We start from the raw sequence: 20,178 nt of genomic DNA, 5'->3' as shown, positions 1-20,178 counted from the left end.
TGTTTCAGCCGACGAGATCGGGTACACCACGCGCAGTACACGTCCGAGGAAGGAGCGCGCTGTGAAAGGCGACATCGAGACCTACCACGAGAACGGGCAGTGGAAGAACAAGGTGGAGGGCAGCAGCCGCGCCGCCAACACCGCCGGCACCAAGGACGAGGCCACCGCCAAGGGCCGTGACATGGCCAAGGAACGCGGCGTCGAGCACATCATCCGCAACATCGACGGCAAGATCGGCGAACGCAACACCTACCCGCGCAGCCGCGATCCCCGCAACATCCCCGGCTGATCCGCTTCAGGAGTCGTTCAGCAACCGGCTTCGTCCCAGGGGCACGCGACACGTGCCCAGACCAGCTTGCCGTCGTCGTGGTGGCTCACGCCCCACGCGGCGCTGAGCTGTTTGACCAATGCCAGACCACGGCCACCGCCGAGATCGGGGACACGGGTTCGCGGCTCGGCGGGTGTCGCGTCGGCGACCGCGACGGTCACCTCACAAGGGTCGTCGGCGTGGTGGACCCGCAGCTCGCGAGGCCCGCCAGCGTGCACATAGGCGTTCTCGAGCAGCTCGTTGACCACGATCAGAACGTCGACTCGGTGAGCTTCACCAAGCGTGTCGAGCCGGTCGTGCACCCACTGCCGCGCTTGGGACAAATCCGCCGGTTCGGTTCCGTTCAGGTCGAAGGTGTCCCATCCTGACCGGTCTGCGTTGTCCCAGGTCACTTGCACGTCGCGACTCCTTCCGCCACCGTGCCCCCAACACGAGTGCGGCCTCGTCCGACGGGGCTACCCTCAGCGCAGGCGCCTAATCGAACATGGTCGCGTTCGGTAATCGCCTGTCGCCGAGGTTGTGTTACCAGACCGAGGCGCTACCGACGTGAGTACGGAGTGCGGCGAGCACAACACGCTCCACCTCCGAATCGCCGAGTCCGCCCTCGGCGCGGCTGCCGGCGGACACGACGACGGTGGCGACATCGTGCAGCTTGACGTTGGTGTGCTGGGACACGACGACCAGCGCCTCGAACGCCTCCGCGGCGGTCCAGCGGCGCAGCAGCATCAGCATGCCTTTGGCTTGCTCGATCGACGGCTGGGTCGACAATGCCTCGCGCAACTGCTCGTTCTCGACCGCCGGATCAGCGCGCTCGCCGGATCTTCGGTAAAGATCGTGTTCCACATCCATATCCCAGCACACGCGGGTCAATGTCAGCCAACGACCGCGGGGGGAACGACACGAGATCGCGCGACCTCGGTATCGCGCGCATTTCCGCACCTACACAGGTCGCTCGCGCTCACCAGCGGTCCTGATACCGGCGGCATCGCGACGATCGGCCTCCGCGCCGGACCGGTGCGCCTCGGCCGTGCGCCGACGCTCAGGCGCTGCAGCATCCCCGCAGCGAGCGGCTTCTTCATACCGTTCTGCGACACGGTCGTGCGCCTGCGCCGAGCACAGCAACCCGCTCCGAAGGCGACCCCGCGCGAATTCCTCACACTGCTGGGCCTCGCCCAAGTCGACCTTCGCTTGCTCGCGCCACTCGATCGTGGAGGTCAAGTCCACCGACGGCCCCGCGGCGCGCGTTGTTTCGCAGGTCCCACAGCCACCGACGAAGATCGGCAGCACGTCGGGCGGCGTAGTACGCAGCATCCGCCGCAGCGGCACCGGGATGTTCCGAAGCGTCCACCCGAACAACGGTCTCACGTCCTCGCCCGCACCAGGTCACGACCTGGGCATCACCTGGTCGACGGCGGTGACGCTCCAGCGGCCTGGCCCGCACAGCGGGCATCAACCACGGATTGCCTCGGCCAGCGTGCCAAACACCGGCATGAGCTGGTTGACAGCAGTGAGGGAGATCGGCCGCGCCGCGACCGTTGTGGCCACCACTCGCACCGCGGTGCCTTGGCCGGCACGCCGCCGGATGTCGACCAAGGCACCGATCCCGGACGACGACAGGAAGGTCACTTCGGTCAGGTCGACGATCAGGACCGCGGCCTTTTGCGCCAAAGCCGCATCCATCGCGGGACGCAGCCGGGGCGCGCCCGCCAGGTCTATTTCGCCTCCGATCGACAGAACCAGAGTTCCGTCGACGCGTCGGCTTGACGCGAAGACGGCCGTACCTTCGACGCGAGGGCCGTCGGCTGCCGATTCGGAAAAGGTCACCCGCTCACTATGCCCTGCGCGACGGCAGGCAGTCGTATCCGAGGGAGGAATATCGCGACGACTTTCTGTACTCATCGTGTAGAGAACACAGCGGGCCGGTCCACGGTCTCGAATGCACGCTGCGACGTCACCAAATCCGCTGCGCACGGCGGCAGGAATCTCCGGTGACACGCCGACACCGGCGCGTCACCACTCCACATCCTGCACAACCGGTCGAACGGCCGCCGGGGCAGTCACTCCGGCCCCGGTCCGATACCCGGATCCTCGAGCGGTTCGGAAGCCCTGGTCGCCCGTGTGGCACCCGGCGACGACCAAGCCTTCGCCGACCTCTGCGACCGGCTGGCGGGTCCGATATTCGGGCACGGTCTGCGGCTCGCTGGCCTTGGTCGTTTGTCGCCACCAACCGTCGGCTGCACAGCACCAGTAAGGTCTGGGCAAGCGCTCACGAGGTCAGCCTCGGCCGGGAAAATCACGGACCACCGCCTTCCCGGAAGATCAGCCGGAAGGTAGTTCAGCAGGGTTCGATCAGCCACCTGTCGTCGCCATCGTCACGATCTTCGACCGCGATGACCTCGGGAGCCGCTGCCCAAACCAGTGCCTCATGCAGGGCAGCAATCAGCTTCTCGTCGTCGGCGAAAGTCGGGCGCTCCCCATTGGCAGCCATGTTTCGGTATCCGGCACGGTGCCGCGAAGGCGCGTCAGCATGATCCCGGCGTAGGCGAGCCGAAGCTGCCCGCGTCCTTCGCTCGCCAGCTGGCCGGCAGCCTCTTCTCCGACGCCGGACGTCAACGAGCTGTCGATAGTGACGCTGCGGTGCTCGGCTCGCATGAGGACCCGGCGTGGCAATTCGACCATCGATGGTGCGCTTCCTGTCCGCGAAGAACTAACGGTGTCGCCTCCTCCGCATGTGGAATCGTGACGCGGGCGGTGCCAGTTACCGGCATAGACACTTTTGTCGTAAGACACGGATATTTGCGGACCCGCGCGGCAGTCGGACGACCGATCGTTCTCCGGCCGAGCGGCTCTGGCCGACCGGGCCGTGTGGCCCTGGTTGCCGAACACCGCTGTGGCCGATAGTGCATGAGTCGGCCCGGGAGCCGCCCCCCTTTAGCTTCCCGGGCCGACGCCGCTGCTTGGGTCGGGCTCGAGTTCTTCGGCCACCATGGCCTCCAGCTGCCGACCGGCGCGCCGCAACGCGGTTGCTGCAGCGACGACAGTCGCGACGACAGCGGTGACCAGCAGACCGGCGAGCACGGACTGTGACCACGCCACCAGCACCGCCCCCATGACGGCGAAAGCCCACGGTGCAGCGCCCGGACGTCCGCATGCGCGTGTGAAGAGATCACTTCCAGCGGTGGACAAGATCATGCAATCACCTCGATCGAGCACAGTGTGCGGGATACCGCGCCGCTGCACCAGTCGCTGTCACCCAACCGACCGTTACACATCGTCACCACGCTGGCAGCGTGAGCAAGCGTTGAAGTTCCACGGAGCGTCAGCGGCCGGGTGCCGGGCTCCGGCAGTGGCGGGATCAGCCACCGTGACCGGTCGCCTTCGGACCGATGCCGGATGATGACCAGCACGATGTCGTTGTGACGAAGGGACACTCATGAGCGGGCGCGACGAGGTCGTCGAGGAGACCGTGGCTCGCCGCGTCGACGAGGTCACCACCGCGCTGGAGCGGCTGACGGGCAACCTGGAACAGGACGAGGACTTACCCGCGGTCTTGCTCCGGGTGTGTCAGCAGGTGGTGCGGGCGGTGCCGGACACCGGTATGGCCAGCGTCACGCTGCTGCGCGAGGACGTTCCCTACACCGCGACCGCGACCGGCGACCGGGCCCGCCGGATCGACCAGGCGCAGTACGACACCGACGAGGGGCCGTGCCTGGAGGCGGCCCGCACCGGCAAGACCCAGCGGGTCAAGGTGAGCGAGGCCGCGCAACGGTGGCCGCAGTTCGCCGCGGCGGCCGACGAGGCCGCCGTGACCAGTTATCTGGCCGCGCCGTTGTTCATCGACCAGACGTATCAGGGGTCGCTGAACCTCTACGGCACCGACAGCGACGGCTTCAGCCTGCTCGACGCGGCACTGTTGGAGCTCTTCACCACCGCGGCCGAGGCTGCGCTGCGCAGCGCCCGCCGCTTCGAGGCCGCCCAGGAGACCATCGGGCAGTTGCGCACCGCGTTGACCTCTCGTGCCGTGATCGACCAGGCCAAGGGCATGCTGATGGCTCTGCACCGCATCTCCGCCGAGGCCGCGTTCGAACTGCTGGTCACCCAGTCCCAGCAGCGGAACGTGAAGCTGCGGGAAGTCGCCCAGCAGTTCGTTGCCGGCATCCTCAACACCCCAGCTGACTCCTGAAGCGTGGTTCGGTGCCGCGTGCGAGCCGCTATCCTGACTGGGCTGAAAGGGGCAGCCAGGACGCAGATGTGTCCACGATCAGCTCGCCACCGGTGACGGTTCTTCGGAGTGGGAATGCGCAAATGAGCACGACTACGGAACCGCACGACCACGGCCTCGAACCGAACGGCCTGCCCGACCGTGCTTTCTCGGGTCCGAAACCACGCCGGATGTTGAACGCCATGGCCGGCGGGTAAGTCATCTGCACTCGGGGTGGGACTCGAGACCGTGCAGCGGCCAGCCGGGATGCCGGCGAGGGCATGACCCTCCCGAACGACGCCAGCGCCGGGCTCACCGCGCACTCGGCTTCGAACCCGCCGATCACCGGTCGGTGCGGTAGCGCACCGCCGAAATCATTCACGAGGCCGACATCGACGACGGACGCTACGACGTCCTCGATGCCCTGGCGTCGACGTCATCCTCCGAGGCCTACCACAGTGAGCTCCTCACCGAACCTGATCGGCTGGGCTGTTCGGGGGACATTGCCGATGGCGAAGGCGTATCGCGTAACTGGAGCGGCCGGGAATGCGACCTCGGACCGTGAACCGGTCGGAGAAGGCTAAGGGGTAACGAGCATGGCGCGCACCACGTGGTGGCGGGTGGGGTTGGTGGTGCTGCTGGTGGTGGTACTGGTGTCGTGGCTGGTGGGCTACGGCGTCCCGGATTGGATGCTGGCCAACCAGCATCCGGTACGCAATGTGCTGGAAGCCCTGAGTTGGCCCGCCAGCGTCCTCGCGTTCCTCTGGGTAGCCGTGCCGTCCGTCCTCAACTGGATGCGACGCTCGAACTCCGAGCGAACGCCTGCAGAAGAGGGCATGCCGGCGGCCATCGCGCTGAGATCGCACCACGGCTCGGGTGTCACCATCCAGGCGGGCCGGGACATCCGCGGCAAGACCGTCCTCACCAGCGTCCCGTCACCAGGAAGTGAGCCGGTGCCCGGCGAATCCGATGTCCTCCACCCGGAGGAGACGTCAGAACTGCGCTCGCACACCGGCTCCGGCGCGACGATCCAAGCGCGCCGGGACATCCGAGGCGGGATCAGGATGGGGACCTTCCTGAGCATCCCGATGCCCCGCTCGGTACGCAACCTGATCATCGTCGTGCTGGTGGCCGCGCTGGTCGGCGGTGCGGTCGCCGCCGTGGTGACGTGGGTCCTGCCGGAGTTCGCGCCCACGTACAAGACCGAGTTCCTGGTGGACCTGTCCGCAACCGGTGCCGACCCGTCGGCGGTGGCGGAGAGCCGGGACTCGCTGCGGAAGGCGATCGGGAACACCGGTGACGACGACGCCGTCGCGCTACGAACCTTCGGCGGCCAGTGCGGATCGGACGGCAACACCGACCAGGTGGTCGGGTTCGGGACGGGCCATCGCGACGACATCGGAACCGCGATCGGCGGTGCCGCGGTGAGCGGGGCGGCGACGCTGGTGCGGGGCCTGATCGGGGCGACCGAGGACTTCAGCGCGCCGTTCTCGCAGAATGCCAAGCAGGTCAACCGGATCGTCGTGGTCACGCGCAACGGGGCCGACGCCTGCGACGACGACACCGGCTACGTCCAGCGGGAAATCCGGGACCGGCTGGCCTCCTCGGGCTTGGCCGTCGAGTTCCGCTTCGTCGGATATCGCGTGGCCGACAAGGATCAGCCCGTCCTCGACCGGTTGGCGGAAAGCGCGTCCGCACCACCACCCGTGCTCACCCAGGATGCCGCGCAGCTGCAAGCAGCGCTCGACTGGATCACCAACGTCGAGCCAGTACTGCGCTCGGCGCACGACGTCGTCGACACGCTCAACCCGGTCGCCAAGCAGCTCAACGACGCGGCTCAGTCCGTCGTCGACGGCCGGCTGGACGTCGCCGAACGGGCGTTGGCCACGATCAAGCCCGCCACCGCGGACACCGAGTTCGCCAACCTCGCAAGCCGGGCGAAGACACCGGACGCCGTCGAGGTCAACAACCACGCCGTGAGCTTGCGGGACCGGCAGAAGAGTGCAGTGTCCGCCGTGCGGACACTGCTCGACCTCGCCAAAGCCGGCAAGCCGTTCGGTGCCGAGCTGGCGGCGTTCCGCCACGACGCCGACCTCTACAACAGCGAGGTCGACACCTTGAACAAGCTCTTGGCCCGCATGCGGGCCAGTGGTCCGGGAGGACACTGATGAAGCGGCGTACGGTCCTGATCCCGCTGGTGGCCCTGCTGGTCGTCGCGGCCTGCGCGGCGGTCTACTTCTTCGTCCTTTCGCGGCCGGCCTACCGGACGGTGGTGCTGGTCGACACGTCGGCGCCCGGCACCGGCCTCGCCCAGCTCGGGGCGGCCGTGCGGGCAGTCGCGGGCAACAGCGGCGACTCCGACGCGCTGAGCGTGCGCCGCTTCGGCGGCGAGTGCGGCAACCCCGGCGACACGTCCGAGGTAGCGGACAGCCCTGGTGGAGTCGCTCAGGCTGTAGGCGCGTTGTCGCCGTCGGGTAAGGCCACGATGGTCGACGGTGTCGTGGCGGCCATCGACAGCTTCAGCGGCCTGCTGACCCGCCGCGGCAGCGTCCGCAACCGGATCGTCGTCATCTCCACCTCGGGTGCCGACGCCTGCACGAACGACCCCGTCGGCGCCCGCAAGTCCATCGATGACCGCATCGCCAAGGCGGGACTGGATCTGGACATCAGGGTCGTCGGGTTCCAGGTCCCCGAGGACCGGAAGGCGACGCTGGCGAAGTTCGCGTCCAACGCCGCCTTCGCGGACAGTGCCGACGACCTCAAGGTCGTCCTCGACCGGCTCGTCGTCCCGAACTCACCCGACGCGGCTTCACTCAGCCTCAGCCCTCCGGCGCCGGAGCCGAGCTACGCGTTCCTGACCGCCAGCCGCCTCGAGGTCGTCCGCGGAACGACGGTGGTCGCACAGGCCGCCGGCGAGTTCACAAGCACATACACGCTGCACTACTCCGCGGACGGGCTCTTCGCGTTCGCCGTGACAGCGGCAGGCATCACCACCATCGACGTCAGGTCCGGTGCCACCAGGGTGGTGCCGTGCGGAAGCTGCCAGGACGCGGTCCCGGTGGGCAAGAGCACGGTCAGCTGGCTGGCCGGCAACGTCATGACCACCCTCGACCTCGCCGACGCGAGGGCCAAGCCCACTGCGGGCGTCACCCTCCTGCCCGACCGGAAGGTCGACGAAGCCAGTCAGGTCCTGCCGTTGCGGATCCTGGCCGGCAAGGACGGGAATATCCTCGTCTCCGCGCCCGACGGGGTATCCGCCTACGGCGGCGGCAACGAGAACCTGTATCTCGTGCGCACGGGTGGCAAGGTGACCCCGCTGGGCATCGCCGAAGGCAACGTCGCCATCTACGGGGCGACGTTCTCCCCGGACGGCCGCTCAGTGGCCTACGTCGCCGCGGGTCACGCGAGTGCCTGTCAAACCCGGGCGTCGGTCGTCCTGCTCGACCCCGCCACGGGCACGCAGAAGGACACCCCCAGCGTGGGCGACCCGAACGACGACGGGGCCGGCGTCAGTGACCTCTGGTACGACAAAGACGGCACCCTGAACATGGTCTACTCATCATGGCGATGCGACTCCAGCGGTGGCCCTCAGACCACGACCCTGCCCGAAAGCCACTGGCAGCTCAGGAACGCCAAATGGACGCAGCGAGAAACCGGCTCTGCCCGCCAAGTCGCTCCAGGCTTCCGCGCGATCCTGGGCAACCCCGACCCGACCACCTACACCCGGACGCTGTACTCCGAAGTCAACGGGACCCGCACAAAGATCTCGGACAACGTCATCGCCACCGCCGTGCCCGACTGACAGCTCAGATCCTGAGCGGCCGCGGGCTAGGCCAAGTCAACGTCGCCAACCGGCTCGATGTGATGCCGTCGAGCTTGCAGCGCCAGCTCGAACGCGCTCGGGCCCGCCACAACAGCCGCTCAACATGTCAGGGGTACGTCCTGTAATGCCAGCCCAGACGTCGACTACGTATTGAGCAATAACTGTATGAGCACGGCAAGCGCGTCCTGGTCCTTCAGTAGCACGTACCAGCTGAAGCACCATGCCGACTCGAGGAGCACACCGATGACTGCCGTGAAGATGATTAACCGTCGGAACCTCACGCCGCAACGCAGCATATTGTCGACAGTTGCGCCAAGTGAGGTCGGAGAAATCGCTCGTTCTTCTACGCAGTCGACGACCGGTCCAGTACAGTTGCACACGTGGCACCACTTCCTGATGGCAGTTAGAGGGTTGTAGTCACGTAAGGGGCGTCCGGGTGGTCAGAGACCCGGGCGCCCCGCTTGCTGTGGAGCGTACCGCTGCTTTCCCGTGTCAGCCTATGGTTTGACGTGTTCACGGCCAGAGTTTTGCTCAGTTTGGGGAAATACTGGTCTAGCCACTCATTCACAGCAGGCGTTCAGGTTGATCAAGGGCTGGCTCGACGGCGGGGGGGTTGTGTTGCCAGTGGCATTGTTGCACCATCCGCCGGATAAGTTACAAAAACCTTCACTTTCCCCTTCGCTGACTCAGCTGACCTGCGGAGACGGGCGCTGACCGATCGACGCGAGGGTCATGGTGGGCCACGCGGCGTTTCTTCGCCGCGGCAGAGTGCGACTTGGTGTAGCAATATGGGCAGGCAGTGAACACGCGAGAGTGCCCGGCAATATGATCTTCGTGCCCGTGAGCTGCGCCACTGGCTGGCTGCTCATTCCTCGCAACGGGTGATCAACTGGGCTTCGCGGTGTCCGCCTTCCGTCTCGGCTTTCGTAGCTGCGCACGGGAGGGATTTGGTCAGGCGCCGTCCGAGCTCGGCATCGGTGCCCTGTGGGAACCAGCGCGACGCCAGCTGTTCCGCAGACACATTGGCCAAGTCCACGGATATCTCGACCCGCTCCTCGATCACCTGGGTAGCGACGTCGACTCGTTGGTCGCAGTACGCCTCTATCCCTGGCGCCCGTCCGAACACATCGCCGTCGAACTCGAAGAGCTAGCGCTCAGCCAAGCGATCATGATCGTTTACTACGACGAAATGGCTCGGAAATCCGATCAAGCAGCGGAATGGCACCGACGTCGACCCTTGCGTAGGCGCCAGACACGGACTTGCAGCAGACCGGGCGCCTCACCAGCGTGGACAGCCAGCAGAGGGAGCCTGCGGCGACCAGCGGCGAACATCAAACAGCCGCAAGGAAACGTCGTAGACCAGGCCGCAGGTAGCGCGCCCAGCACCCCCCTTGAACTTGACGCCGTCGTACTGACCGCTCTTCTTCCGCGCTCACAACAAGCGACCGAGTCCTGCGAATTTTTTTCCCAAAATCGCACTAGGGCGCCTGACGCTTGCTCAACATTGAAGAATCAGGTTATTTACCTCCAGCTTTTCATCCGATCGAGGAGATACGGTTTGAGGCGTAACACCGTCCAAACTTTTCCCGACTTCGTCTCCGACCCTGACTAACAGCGAGACGAAAGGGATCGTCCGGTTTCTGTTTCGTGAGCATCGCTGTCACGGGGCAACCCCCGCCAACCTCGCGACGATGCCGACGAGAGGTGACTTCAGTGAGAGCAAGAATGTGGGCTGCCGCAGTTTCCGCGGCGGCCTTGACAGCGGCGATGTTCACGCCGTCAGCAGCGGCAGCGTCGGGAACGCCACCCAACGGGACGGCGCGCGTCACCATCACCACGCCCGCCGGGGTGCCCGCAAACATCACCCTGACCGGCAAGACCCAGCATGTCGTGGCCAAGCCGCCGGCCGGGACCGCCACGACCGTAAATCTGACGATGCCCACCGGGCTGTACCGGGTGGACCTCCCTCGGATCACCTTCGGCGGGACCGCCTACACGGCGCACCTGCTCATCCCCTTCACGGTGGTTCTCCCCGGGAAGACGACACCGTTGAAAGTCAGCTACACCGCCGAGCCCGGCGCGCACGACCTTCACGCCACTGCCATCAGCCAGTCAAGCGTGACATTGACCTGGGCCGCGCCGAAGGGCGCGAAGTTCGCGCTCCGGCGCACCGTGGGAACCAAACCCGCGACACACGTCTTCGACGGCGTCGACGTGCCCGTCACAGGCACGACGGTGACCGACACCAAGCTCAAGCCCGGCACCCAGTACTCCTACGCGCTGTTCACCCAGGTCAAAAACTGCTGGTACGGCCCCATTACCGTGAACGCAGGCACCGCACCGGCCGCCGGCTCCGACCAGGCGGCCTACATCGCTGCGCCCTCGACCCTGCTCGCCCAACCGGCGAACATCGCGTCGGCCACGACGACCGGCAACGGCGTCCACGTCGTCCTGCAGAACGAGGTCCCGGCGCCCCTTCTCGGAGCGGGCGTCGTCCTCCCGGTCTCGGCCGGCCTTCCAGGCGGGTTCCTCGGCGTGGTCACCGCGTTGTCCGGCGACGGCCACACCATCGACCTCCGGGCAGGCGGGCTCAGCGACGCGTTCGACTACTACGAGATCGCCATCGACGACTTCACCGCCTCCACGCCACCGCCCCCGGCGGCGCCGGCGGCCATCGCCAAGTCCCAGCGCGGCGGCGTCACGGCGAAAATCGCCGCCGCCCAGGCTGGCTGCGGAGGAAGCGCCTCGGAGAAGGTCTCGTACTCAGCCGGCGTTTCCGTCGCCGGCCACTTCAAGACCAAGGTCGACAAGTACAGCATCCTGGGCGCCGACATCCCAGTCGGCGCCTCGATCGACCTCGCCGTGGCGGCCACCGTCTCGGGCGCGGCCGCGATTGAGACGACCGCGAGCCTGAAGTGTTCGGTGTCGATCGGCGAGGTGTTCAAGATGCTGACGGTCTCCCCCGTTCCCATCGCGGTGTCCTTGAAGCCGGGCGCGGAGTTCGGGATCGAGGGCGCCCGCACGGTGTCGAATCTGGGCCTCACCGCCACCGCCGGTGTGCAGGTCGCCGGGTCGCTCAGCGTCAAGAACGGCGTGTCGTTCTCCGGCAACCCGATCGCCAGCGCGACCCCGCTGACGCCGCAGATCACCAAGAACGGCAGCGTCACGATGAAGGTCGGCGCGGAACTGCTCCTCGGACCCGGCATCGGTACCAAGGACGCGGCCGTGATCGCCGGCCTGGACGGCCAGCTCAATCCGCTCGAGGCCAGCCTCACCCCGTACTTCCCGGTCGGCGACGCCCGCTACAACGCGTGCGCCACCATCGAGGCCAAGGCGACGATCGGGCTGGACATGTCGTCGAAGGCGTGGATCGGCAACTGGGACGTCAGCAAGACCATCGTCCTGGACGCGCTGCACGGCACCCACCAGTACGGCGGATCGCCCTGGTACGTCCCGGGCGGCTGCAAGGACCTCGCTCCCCCGTCGTCTCCGGATACCCTCCTCGGGTCGGGCGTGACCAAGGTCGACGAGACGATCATCGGCGGCGCCGGCCAGTGGGGCCACGTTGACGGGTTCGCACCCGGCCAGAAGACGTGGGTGCTCAGCACCGGATCGATCAACGACGTCATCGGCACCCCCGACAAGTTCGCGAGCACGAGCCTCGGCACCCCGGGCGACGATCTGCTGAGCGGCCTGTCCGGACGTCCGACGTACGACGCGGCGACCTACCAGGTCAAAGTGGTACCGACGGGCACGACACTGCATGTGCGGTACGTGTTCGCCAGCGAGGAGTACCCCGAGTTCGTCGGCAGCGCGTACAACGACGTCATGGCGGTCTGGGTCAACGGCACCAACTGCGCCACCGTGCCCGGCACCAACGACCCCGTCTCGGTCAACACCGTCAACGACAAGACCAACAGCACCTACTACGTCGACAACTCCACCGGCGCTGCCGGCTACTCCACCAGCATGGACGGCCTCACGACGCCGCTGACCTGCTCGGTCCCGGTCACGCCAGGCCAGCCGGTCACGGTGAGGATCTCCGTCGCCGACAGCTCCGACGGCGTGCTCGACAGCGCCGTCGCGCTCGTCGACGGCGGCATCTGGACCGACTGACGCGTAAGACGAGCTGGCCGGCCGTCGCCGACTCGCGACGGCCGGCCAGAATTGCGCGTAGCCGGATGAGGATAGCGCCGACCCCTGATCGACGAAGCCGCGAAACCTGCACAGGACCGCCCATGCCGGACGCGACTGTGTGAACGACTACCCTCGCGCCGGGGCGTCCGGCGGCTACCGGACGCCCCGGGCTGAGGCCTAGGCCGCGGGCTGCCCACCAGGCACAGCGACTAACGGCCGGTTAGCGCGCAGCTCGTAGCGCTGATGGAAGTCCCGGTGCAGCGTGAAGTCCGTGACCCAGCAACCACACTCACCGCAGGTCTGTCCGGTGGGCACCGTCGGCTCAGGGGTCGTCCGCGTGACCGGCGCCGGTGTCGGCGACTGGCTGATGGACGTCTGCTTCACCGCGACCCAGCGGGACTTCCACATGGTCCCGATCTCCTCGGCCGGGATCCCGCAGACGGCGAGGAACGCCTCGACAGTCCGCCAGGTCGGAATGGCATCGCCCTTCAGCATCCGGTGGATCGTCGGCTTCGAGAGAATCGAGCCCTTGCCCATCTCGTAGTAGGAGGGCTGCCCGGCTTCGAGCCGGGCTTGGGCGAGCTGGCTTTGGAACGTCGGGAGATCCGGGATCTCGCGCTTTCGGTTCCGGAGGTTCATGGTTGGAGTTCCTTCGCAGGGAGGAGAGGCGGGCCTCGCCGCTGCCCGGTCGCTGAAGCTGGCGGTGCAGCGACGGGGCCCGCTGGTGGCGCTAGCCCGTGATGGGCTTCGGGAAGGTCGCCGGCAGGAACGGCCCGCCATCGCCGTTGTCGTCCATGCCGAAGAGTCGGCGGACGACTTCGATGCCGATGAAGGTCGCCGTGCCGGCGCCTGCCAGGGCGCCGTCGAGGCCGATGCCGTGGTCGAGCGCGAGGCCGAAGATCTCGGCGTCGAACACGAACACCAGCCCGGAGGCCGCGAAGGCCCTCCAGATGCGGTTCATGGTTATACCCCTTGCTGGGAGTAGGTTTTAGCCCGGGAAACTTGGGCTGCCTTGCGGAATCCGGCATAGGAGCCGGCGGGAGTTGATCTCCGTCCTCGTGTTCCCGTCCCCCTCTTTGCACCCGGCCGTCGGAAGCCAGGGGGCATCAAGGGGACCTTCCGCCGGTCATACTACCCACCTCGTCCCGCACAACGGGAGTTGGATCGAGGCCGCCACGGCGCCGATAAACGAAATGACACCAACCTGGAACGTCGAATCTAGCCAAGGACTTTAACTAAGGGGAGGCTTTGCTGCGTAAGCGCCTGCTTAGAATACTGCGGCAGCCTAGAAATTTGATCAGTCTATTGTGGATACTTCTCCCGGCGACCCGTCTGCCCTTAATCAAGTTGAGCCCTGAACAATCAAAGGTTTTATCGCCATCAAGCCCTCAAGACTTGCCACCGAAGACCCGAAAGACGACAGATAGTGGACAAAAGAGGGACACCTGAACTAAATGTGAACCGTATTCACACTTGATGCACAAAAGCCAACGATAGGAGGTTGGCGGAAATCGAGTCAGCCTGATCTTCAAAGACCCAGGACCATCACTTGGATAGTCTCAAACTCAAACTACCCGAAAGTAATAAGGAGATAGCGGGAACTGCGCGGGCACCCACAGCGTTACAGCATGTGGATCCAGTGACCGAAGGTCCGCCCGGAGCGCGCCGCCAAGGGCGAGGTGTCCCGCAGACGAGGAAGGTCCCCCCGTGTCCGACCACGAGGGGACCTCCGTATTCCCGCTACCTACTCCCAGCAAGAGGCAAGTACGGGAAATCTGTGAAGTTGGCAGCCAACGCGCCAAGCCGTGGGCAGCCATCAACGCTACCGCGCGACGCGACCACGTTGCAATGTCGTTGACCACCATCTGGAAAGGCGCCCAAGTTCACGAGGAGTCACCGGCAGTCACAGTCTAACCTGCCGTGCTGGCTCAAACCCGTCGGGTGACGTCACCGAATCGTGTTGACTGACTGCGGGGACTGGACGGCACGGCAAGAGTGCCTGCCGCGCCCCCGGGCAAGACTCCTGGCCTTGCTCCGCTACCGCGAGAATCGACGTTCAACGGCGCGGACTGCGCACAGCTTCCTCGACGGCGTCGACGCGAGTCACAACGTCGTATGAGCTGCGGTTTAGGCTGTAACCTGCGACGAGTGATCCCTGCAGAAGGCTGAGCAAGCTGCTGCTTAGTATGCCCGACAGGGCGAGAGTTTCTTGCAGTCGTCGCGGTGACGCGATGAGCTTTGAAGCAAGCCGGCCCTGTCGCGATGGCCAGCAACCGCCTGGTGTCACCCCCCCGCGACCGAGCGACGTCGATTGACGTCCAGGTCGACCATCCGCCAGGTATGGACTGCGCAGCGGATCGAACAGGAGTTCCCTTCGGACGACCCCTGGCGGCTGGCAGTACATGTTGCAGGCCATCACCGCGCAGGTAAAACAACGCGGAGAAGACCACCACAAGAGTCAAGAGACCTTCGCTTAGCAGCTGTTGCGCTCCGACACTTCGGCCCGCTTGAGCAGGATCTCCGCCGCACGAGGAGCGGCTCTGTCCCACCGCCCCGCCGCGGAGGGCGGCAGCAGCAAGCACCGAAACAAGGACGGCTATGCGGCGACAGTGACGTGAGACTCGATCGAGCACACGCGCGCGCCCACCCCGTCGATACAACGCCTGCACATTGCACCGGCTGCAACCACCCCCCAGATCATGGCCGCAGCGCGAGCGACCGCGCCATCCAGATCCAGCAGCCGCAATCCCCAGCAGCGTGCACGTCGCACAACCAGCGCCGTCGCACGAGGCGATCACCAGGCTGCGCATACCCCGGCCCTTCGACAGCACACGCAATTCCTGCACGAGTTCGCGCGACGTGGATATCACCTTGCTTGCTCCACCGGCGGCTGCAGCAATTTGGTCGGGCGCACCGAGACATGGCCGCGACGCGGCGCCGAAGGATCGAGGTCCTAGCAGCAGGCTCACGATATGCGACCTGTAGCACCTGCACAGCTTCCAGCCAGCCAGCCAGAATTCGGCAATGGCGAACCGGGCACGCTTTCGCTTCGCCAGCTGTTTCGCGCCCCCGCCGACCGCCGGATACACCGACTGAGGCTCGCCTGACAGGCCTCGACCGCCGCCGGCTCCGCAACCTGCCACCTGACGATGATCGGCAGGTGACTGCCCCCATTCACCCGACACGCTCGCAAGTGAGGTGCCCTGGTACCTGATCAGATAATCGTCGACCTTCTCAAGCTCGACGCAGACCGAGCCAAGCACTAGACCAGCACCGACGCCGCTACCTCTTGAGGCGCCGACGAAACTGATCACCTGATGCCCGAGTGAGACAACCGCCGAACTCGTGCCGAAATCAGCACGCGGCCATCCAGACAAACCAACACACGTGGTCAAGCGCAACCCTGCGCGATGCGGTCTACGCGTGCGATCCTTCGGCGGTACTTCGGATCCGTAGACGTTGCCGAGGTTTCCCGCGTGCATCGGACGATGGCTCGGCCTCACGCCATAGATACCCGCATCGGATCGATGAGCGGCGCAAGAGGCCAGCGCCGTCGCGATCGGCATATCCGCAAACAGCGATCCAGTGCACGCAAGGCACTGATCCGCCGAACAACGCCACACCACGCCGCTTAGCCGCATCTGCGACGAGAAGCTACCGCGACCTCCGCGCGAGCAATAACCATCACACAGCTCTTTGTCCGCGACACAGCACGAAGATGAAGCACTGTGGCCCGCCACAGAATTAATCACACTTTCATAGAAAAAAAAGTTGAGAGCCTTCCGCCCAAGGAGTCGACGACCGCCGGCCATCCTGGAGATACTTTTGGATCCATTAGCCAAGGGCCATTCAAGCTCTGCCATGCACCAGAGTTCGAGGCGCTGACACGCCGCAAGTTGGGCCCGCCGATCCAGACGCATTTCCGAAGACCACAACTTCTCGGCACACGAACCAAGGAGCACGATAACATCTTGGCGACTCATTTGACCGACACCAGAAGTTCTTGGAATTCGGCGTGACCACCTTCGAGTGCACAAGCAGCGGGAAGGCAAGTCCGCTGAACTGCATGCTTGCCCACAGTGATGGCGCTGCAAGTCGCGGCTGTCACCACGCACACGATGCTTGTGCTCACGATGAACTCCTCCTTCGGCTGGTCGTCGCGCCGGATTGAGCCACCGCGGATGTACTCGGCGTTGCCGCCTCACACCCGGCGGTGCTGAGTGCGACTATGCCTCCCACTGGAGGCGCGATGCAAGTTGACTGTCCCGATGAACCGTTTTGGATCGATTTTGACAGCGTTGTTGAACGATATGGAACGCCTCGCAAGTAGTCGATGATGCTCGATGCCCATGTGACACAACTGAGTTCCGATAAATTCCACACCAAGAACCCAACTGTCCAGTTTTTGTCCAGTGTCCTCGCTGGTCGACAGACGTCACGCGCGCGCTGACCGGTTCAGTCGCCCCTGAGCAGCTTTACCACCATCACCTGGGCAGGTCCAGCACCATGAGGGCGCGTACGCAGACCAGGCCACCGTGCTTCGCCTCACCGGCGCGGCTTTCGGTGTCGTGAATGGATTCGGATGCTCTGCCGCCGTCACGACCAGCACTGATATCACCGACGGCGATGTAGGTCGATCGCTTCGACCAGCGAAGTGCCGGTCCTGCACATCGGGTCCGGCACCACCTTCCCCGGTTCCGTGTAGTACTTGACTGCGTGCATGGTGCCGGCAGGCAGTATCTTGGCCGGGTGCGCGGTCAACTCCGGCACCTACCAGCCCCTGCACTGCACCGCCGACGAGGTTTGCGCAGCTACGAATACGTGTATCTTCACCGAACGTCAGCGAGACATGTTCGTTGCATAACCTACCTAAATTATTGCGCATACACGCTCGCGATCTTGAAGGCGCCGCTGAGCAACTGATCAGTACCTTAAATCTACCTTCAATAACGATCGGTCAGATAGCGGAGTCACACACCCGACAGCCACGATGACTATCACGTCACGGTAAGTTGATCGGAGCCGACAGGTGAACCAGCAGAGACAGACGTTCTGGGAGGAGGGTCTGCCTGACGCGTTCGATCCCGCCGAATTGACGCGCGTCGACGACGACCCGATCACCCTCGTGGCCGGCTCGACGTTTCTGCCGGCGACCATCGACGCAGACGGCAACGCAGCCACGGAAATCTTCTCACTCGAAGACGGAAGGTTAGCCTTACTTGCCTTCTCCTCCTTGGGCCGGTTAGTTTCCTGCATGGGCAAGGTCCAGCCATGGGTCGCGATTAAATCCGATTTTCCGGTCGAGCGGCTACAGATGATGGCGCGCGCCGACATCGTCCTCTGGGACACCGAACTCCCACCCGAACTCCGGCGCAGTGAAGGGTAAGTCATGAGCAGTGGCTTCCACGTCGACACCGGTGAACTAAGCGTGATTTCCGAAAGGATTCACGGCGCCGGCGACGTCCTCAACGAGCAGCGGAATCACCTCCCGCCGGGCCCGACCAACGCCGGCATCAGCACCGAGATACTCAGCGACGCTCTGCAGCGCGTCATCGCCGGCGCCTCGGGGCAGCTCGACGACCTCGCCGAGATGATCGGCGCACTCGGACACTCCCGCGCCTGGTACGAGAACGCCGACGCACAAGCCCGCGGGGACGTCCTGCAGACCATCACCGGCAAGAGCTCGCCACCCGGTCTCTACCCCACCCCCATCGATCCCGGCAGAGAGGTTCCGTGAAACAACCCACCGGTCTGCCCACCATCTCCGTGGCTTCGGGCGCCCACAGCATCAGCGTGATTGTCGACGGCGACCCCAGCCAGCTCCACGTCACCGCGACCTGGTTCTCGACCCTCGCCCACGCCGAAGCGACGCTTGCCGACGACCTGACCACCTCAGCCCGCCAAGCGGAGTCGAGCTGGCAGGGCGCCGCAGGCGAGATCTTCCACCACACGCTCACCCGCCAGCGCAACCACGCCGACCAACTCCACCACGTCGCAAACGACTACTCCACCGCGGTCCACGCCTTCGCCGACGAGATCACCGCAGTCAAGAACGCCATCGCCGAAGCAAAGGACCTCGCCCGCCGGACCGGCGCCCGCGTCACCGACACCGCCATCCAATTCCCCATCCTGCTGGCCGATCCTGCCCACAGCGGCCCCAGCGCCGCCGTCACGGCGCTCGTCTCCGCCGCGAGGCAGCGTGAACAGGCCGCCCACCACGCCCTGGCCGCAGCGCTGAAGGAACATCAGACGTTCCTCGACACGCTGTTCTCGAAGACGCGGCCCTACAGCGTGGGCAAGAGCATCTTCACCCTCTCCACCGGGACCAAGTCATATTTCGACGAGGTGGCGAACCGCACCCAGTCGATGCGCGCCGCTGCGTTTATCGCCGACAACTCCCATGGCGGTATGCGCTCGGCCGCCTACGACCACCTCTTCACCACAGCCCCCGCTGTCGCCGCCGACGACGCCACGCGAGCCGTGCGCGCACCCCTGACCTACGGCCTGGGCAACTACGTCAAACCCGCCAGCGCCGCTATGGGATCCCTGGCGGGTTCCGTGTCGGTCTCCAATGGCGCCCTCGTCGCAGTCGGGGTAGGCCTGGACGTCGCCTCCGGCACCCCACCGCTCAAGGCCGGCGTGAAAGGCGGCGCCAGCTTCGCCGCCAGCAGCCTGGCCATGGCCGGGCTCGTCGCTCTCGGCGTCGGCACCGGCCCCGTCGGGATCGCCGTGCTGATCGTCGCCGGGTCGATCGCCGGCGCCGGCACCGGCTACGCCATCGACCAGGTCTGGAAGTAGATGAGCACCAACCAAACCTCTGTCACGCCCCCGCCAGCCGACGGGAACGACCCTCAGCCCGCCGCGACTGATCCCGCCAAGCGCTCCATGCCCGAGACGGTCAAGGAGATCGCTCCGTTCGTGACGGTTCTAGGAGCCGCCCCAGCCGCCGTGACCTGCCTCAACTTTGCCCAAGCCCACAACATCTGGCCCTACAGCGACAACCCTGTCCAGGGCCTGCTCGTCGGCACCGGACTGGTCGTCGTCAGTTTGGTGACCACGATCTGGGCGATCGCGAAGAAGAAGCTCACAACCTGGCTGTTGCTGATCGGCGTCCTCACCGGATCCGTGGGCAGCATCCTGACCACCGTATCGATCTTCAACCTCAACAGGCCCTCGATATCGACTCCCGCACCTGGCCCGAGCGCAAGTACCGAGACGAGCTTGAAGATCCAGTCTCCTGAGGGAAATCAGCGGATGACCGGCCCTTTCGAACTGCAAGGCACGTTCCTGACCCCGCTCCGCCCGGGAGACACCTTGTGGGTGTTCGCCAACGACGGCGGCAATCCCGACGCCGACCGATCGAAGAAGTTCACCCTCCTGCGCGGCCTCTGCTCAGTAGACGTCGGCAACAACACGTTCAAGTGCCCCATCACGTTGGCGCAGGACAAGAAGACCGATCGGACTGTGACACTCACCGTGCTCAGCGTGACCGCCACCCAGGCCCGCAACTTTGTCCAAGACCTGTACTCCGGTGGACAGCTGGACCAGAACCGCACCGACTGCGCGAACGGCCGCTGTGCACTGGCGAACCGATCCGATCCGCGCGACAAGATCGGCTTGCCCGGCGGCGACGGCGTCACAGTGACCGACCACCGCACCGTCATCATCCCCAAACCCTGACAGTCCCAA

Annotated in this window: 17 protein-coding genes; 9 read left to right on the top strand and 8 right to left on the bottom strand. The window is 65.5% G+C overall.

Annotated features, from left to right (window positions below; translation table 11 throughout):
* The first annotated feature begins 61 nt into the window (after positions 1-61).
* Entirely contained in the window at positions 62-289 is a 228-nt protein-coding gene (locus ACIQWX_RS45230; RefSeq protein WP_400885045.1) for a DUF2188 domain-containing protein, read from the top strand.
* A 17-nt stretch (positions 290-306) separates the two neighbouring features.
* On the opposite strand, the gene ACIQWX_RS45225 is transcribed toward ACIQWX_RS45230, so the two are convergent.
* From ACIQWX_RS45225 to ACIQWX_RS45205, 5 genes are all read right to left on the bottom strand, one after another.
* A complete protein-coding gene (locus ACIQWX_RS45225; RefSeq protein ID WP_400885042.1) occupies positions 307-726 on the bottom strand; it encodes an ATP-binding protein in 420 nt (139 codons plus the stop codon).
* Between the two features lie 124 nt (positions 727-850).
* The gene (locus tag ACIQWX_RS45220; RefSeq protein WP_400885040.1) at positions 851-1,177 is read right to left on the bottom strand and encodes an ANTAR domain-containing protein; all 327 of its coding nucleotides are present in this window, start codon (positions 1,175-1,177) and stop codon (positions 851-853) included.
* Positions 1,178-1,777: 600 nt separating this feature from the next.
* A complete protein-coding gene (locus ACIQWX_RS45215; RefSeq protein ID WP_400885037.1) occupies positions 1,778-2,152 on the bottom strand; it encodes an STAS domain-containing protein in 375 nt (124 codons plus the stop codon).
* 511 nt (positions 2,153-2,663) lie between these two features.
* Positions 2,664-2,816: a hypothetical protein gene (locus ACIQWX_RS45210; RefSeq protein ID WP_400885034.1), complete on the bottom strand. Its 153-nt coding sequence runs from the start codon at positions 2,814-2,816 to the stop codon at positions 2,664-2,666.
* A 443-nt stretch (positions 2,817-3,259) separates the two neighbouring features.
* Entirely contained in the window at positions 3,260-3,520 is a 261-nt protein-coding gene (locus ACIQWX_RS45205; protein ID WP_400885032.1) for a hypothetical protein, read from the bottom strand.
* A gap of 241 nt (positions 3,521-3,761) precedes the next feature.
* On the opposite strand from ACIQWX_RS45205, the gene ACIQWX_RS45200 reads away from it, so the two are divergent.
* The 3 genes from ACIQWX_RS45200 to ACIQWX_RS45190 all read left to right on the top strand — a co-directional run bounded on the left by ACIQWX_RS45200 (position 3,762) and on the right by ACIQWX_RS45190 (position 8,331).
* Positions 3,762-4,511 carry an ANTAR domain-containing protein gene (locus ACIQWX_RS45200; protein ID WP_400885029.1) on the top strand — a complete coding sequence of 250 codons (750 nt, stop codon included), beginning with the start codon at positions 3,762-3,764 and terminating at the stop codon, positions 4,509-4,511.
* A gap of 614 nt (positions 4,512-5,125) precedes the next feature.
* On the top strand, positions 5,126-6,697 hold the full coding sequence (locus tag ACIQWX_RS45195; RefSeq protein ID WP_400885026.1) for a VWA domain-containing protein: 1,572 nt from the start codon (positions 5,126-5,128) through the stop codon (positions 6,695-6,697).
* Positions 6,697-8,331 carry a hypothetical protein gene (locus tag ACIQWX_RS45190; RefSeq protein ID WP_400885024.1) on the top strand — a complete coding sequence of 545 codons (1,635 nt, stop codon included), beginning with the start codon at positions 6,697-6,699 and terminating at the stop codon, positions 8,329-8,331. Before ACIQWX_RS45195 ends, ACIQWX_RS45190 begins: the two co-directional genes overlap by 1 nt.
* An 886-nt stretch (positions 8,332-9,217) precedes the next feature.
* Here the strand turns inward: ACIQWX_RS45190 and ACIQWX_RS45185 are convergent.
* Complete coding sequence (locus ACIQWX_RS45185; protein WP_400885021.1) at positions 9,218-9,415, bottom strand: hypothetical protein; 198 nt, start codon at positions 9,413-9,415, stop codon at positions 9,218-9,220.
* Positions 9,416-10,065: 650 nt separating this feature from the next.
* On the opposite strand from ACIQWX_RS45185, the gene ACIQWX_RS45180 reads away from it, so the two are divergent.
* Positions 10,066-12,468: a choice-of-anchor L domain-containing protein gene (locus tag ACIQWX_RS45180; RefSeq protein ID WP_400885018.1), complete on the top strand. Its 2,403-nt coding sequence runs from the start codon at positions 10,066-10,068 to the stop codon at positions 12,466-12,468.
* Between the two features lie 198 nt (positions 12,469-12,666).
* On the opposite strand, the gene ACIQWX_RS45175 is transcribed toward ACIQWX_RS45180, so the two are convergent.
* Together ACIQWX_RS45175 and ACIQWX_RS45170 are read right to left on the bottom strand one after the other, a co-directional pair.
* Complete coding sequence (locus ACIQWX_RS45175; protein ID WP_400885015.1) at positions 12,667-13,128, bottom strand: helix-turn-helix domain-containing protein; 462 nt, start codon at positions 13,126-13,128, stop codon at positions 12,667-12,669.
* A 91-nt stretch (positions 13,129-13,219) separates the two neighbouring features.
* On the bottom strand, positions 13,220-13,450 hold the full coding sequence (locus ACIQWX_RS45170) for a hypothetical protein (RefSeq protein ID WP_400885012.1): 231 nt from the start codon (positions 13,448-13,450) through the stop codon (positions 13,220-13,222).
* Between the two features lie 4,068 nt (positions 13,451-17,518).
* Here ACIQWX_RS45170 and ACIQWX_RS45165 point away from each other — a divergent pair.
* From ACIQWX_RS45165 to ACIQWX_RS45150, 4 genes are read left to right on the top strand one after another with little or no spacing between them, the layout of a single operon-like run.
* Positions 17,519-17,875: an SAV_915 family protein gene (locus tag ACIQWX_RS45165; RefSeq protein ID WP_400885010.1), complete on the top strand. Its 357-nt coding sequence runs from the start codon at positions 17,519-17,521 to the stop codon at positions 17,873-17,875.
* Between the two features lie 3 nt (positions 17,876-17,878).
* Positions 17,879-18,226, top strand: a complete 348-nt coding sequence (locus ACIQWX_RS45160; RefSeq protein WP_400885008.1) for a hypothetical protein — start codon at positions 17,879-17,881, stop codon at positions 18,224-18,226.
* A complete protein-coding gene (locus ACIQWX_RS45155; protein ID WP_400885005.1) occupies positions 18,223-19,287 on the top strand; it encodes a WXG100 family type VII secretion target in 1,065 nt (354 codons plus the stop codon). Before ACIQWX_RS45160 ends, ACIQWX_RS45155 begins: the two co-directional genes overlap by 4 nt.
* The gene (locus ACIQWX_RS45150) at positions 19,288-20,169 is read left to right on the top strand and encodes a hypothetical protein (protein WP_400885003.1); all 882 of its coding nucleotides are present in this window, start codon (positions 19,288-19,290) and stop codon (positions 20,167-20,169) included.
* Positions 20,170-20,178 lie beyond the last annotated feature (9 nt).

Source organism: Amycolatopsis sp. NPDC098790 (assembly GCF_044759945.1).
Lineage (GTDB): Bacteria > Actinomycetota > Actinomycetes > Mycobacteriales > Pseudonocardiaceae > Amycolatopsis.
The sequence above is the reverse complement of the archived record's forward strand: the minus strand, read 5'-3'. Positions and strand labels throughout refer to the sequence as shown.

Bases quoted from the DNA above. Each gene is read 5' to 3' on its own strand.
- ACIQWX_RS45220 (WP_400885040.1), bottom strand. From the start codon at position 1,177: ATGGATGTGGAACACGATCTTTACCGAAGATCCGGCGAGCGCGCTGAT.
- ACIQWX_RS45210 (WP_400885034.1), bottom strand. From the start codon at position 2,816: ATGGCTGCCAATGGGGAGCGCCCGACTTTCGCCGACGACGAGAAGCTG.
- ACIQWX_RS45205 (WP_400885032.1), bottom strand. From the start codon at position 3,520: ATGATCTTGTCCACCGCTGGAAGTGATCTCTTCACACGCGCATGCGGA.
- ACIQWX_RS45200 (WP_400885029.1), top strand. From the start codon at position 3,762: ATGAGCGGGCGCGACGAGGTCGTCGAGGAGACCGTGGCTCGCCGCGTC.
- ACIQWX_RS45195 (WP_400885026.1), top strand. From the start codon at position 5,126: ATGGCGCGCACCACGTGGTGGCGGGTGGGGTTGGTGGTGCTGCTGGTG.
- ACIQWX_RS45190 (WP_400885024.1), top strand. From the start codon at position 6,697: ATGAAGCGGCGTACGGTCCTGATCCCGCTGGTGGCCCTGCTGGTCGTC.
- ACIQWX_RS45175 (WP_400885015.1), bottom strand. From the start codon at position 13,128: ATGAACCTCCGGAACCGAAAGCGCGAGATCCCGGATCTCCCGACGTTC.
- ACIQWX_RS45170 (WP_400885012.1), bottom strand. From the start codon at position 13,450: ATGAACCGCATCTGGAGGGCCTTCGCGGCCTCCGGGCTGGTGTTCGTG.
- ACIQWX_RS45160 (WP_400885008.1), top strand. From the start codon at position 17,879: ATGAGCAGTGGCTTCCACGTCGACACCGGTGAACTAAGCGTGATTTCC.
- ACIQWX_RS45150 (WP_400885003.1), top strand. From the start codon at position 19,288: ATGAGCACCAACCAAACCTCTGTCACGCCCCCGCCAGCCGACGGGAAC.